Origin of the sequence: Pseudomonas agronomica (assembly GCF_025917275.1) — a bacterium.
GTDB classification, from domain to species: domain Bacteria; phylum Pseudomonadota; class Gammaproteobacteria; order Pseudomonadales; family Pseudomonadaceae; genus Aquipseudomonas; species Aquipseudomonas agronomica.
On sequence record NZ_JAOSHO010000878.1, the window covers coordinates 1 to 1,105 of the forward strand.

The 1,105-nt window shown below is 54.8% G+C and carries 1 protein-coding gene; it reads left to right on the forward strand.

Annotation, left to right across the window (positions count from 1 at the left end; all coding sequences use genetic code 11):
* Positions 1 to 24: 24 nt before the first annotated feature.
* Positions 25 to 1,105: IS110 family RNA-guided transposase (locus tag OC610_RS27840; RefSeq protein WP_264432785.1), on the forward strand; the 1,081-nt coding region annotated here is incomplete at its 3' end.

A 1,105-nucleotide genomic window follows, 5' to 3' on the forward strand; every position in this document is an offset into this window, starting at 1 on the left:
CATTCAATCCTGCGAGGAATTGTCATGGCGCGCAAGAAGCAGCAGAAACGATTTGAAGTGATTCACCCTCATTGTGCCGGTATCGATATCGGCAGCCGCGAGCACTGGGTTGGCGTCAATCCCGATCAAAGCGACAAGCCTGTTCGCTGTTTTCCGGCCTTCACTGAGGATTTGGTGAAGCTGGCCGAATGGCTGGAATCGCTGAAAATCAAGGTCGTGGCGATGGAGGCCACTGGCGTTTACTGGATACCCCTGTTCGAGTTGCTCGATTCAAGGGGCTTTGAGGTGTACCTGGTCAACTCCCGTGCAACTCGTCAGATAAGCGGGCGTAAATCCGATGTTCTGGATTGCCAGTGGATCTGGCAACTCATGACCCATGGCTTACTCAGAGGTGCTTTCCGACCCGCTGATGATATTTGCTCGATGCGATCATTGGTTCGCCAGCGGGCCATGAAGGTTCGTGATCAAGCCAAGACCATCAACCGCATGCAAAAAGCCCTGACGCAGATGAACATTCAGTTAGCCAATGTCATCAGCAATATTGCTGGCGTGACAGGGATGAAAATCATCAAGGCCATCATCGATGGCGAGCGCGACCCTCAAGTCTTGGCCAACTTCCGAGACGGCCGTATCAAGGCCGATCACCAAACCATTGCCCGCAGTCTGCACGGTAACTGGCGAGTCGAGCATTTGCATGCTTTGGCTCAGGAAGTGGCTGCTCATGATTTCCTTGAGAAGCAGATTGCCGAATGTGATCAGGCCATCACTCAGGCGCTTGATCGACTCCCAGTGCTGAACCATGAGCCCACGCAACCCACCAAGCCACTGCGTAGCCCGCATCGCTCGGCGGATGAACAGGCCAGCTTGCACCAGGCACTTGTGAGAATCATGGGCGTGGACCTGACCGCGATTCCCACCATCGGAATCGAATCTGCCTTGGTTCTGGCGAGCGAAGTCGGACCTGATTTGTCGCGTTTTCCGACTGAGCAACATTTCAGTTCCTGGATGGGGGTAGCACCCTCAACCCGAATATCGGGGGGAAAACCCTTGCCCGGTCATGTCCCCAAGGTATTTAACCGGGCGGCACAAGCGTTGAAGCAGGCGG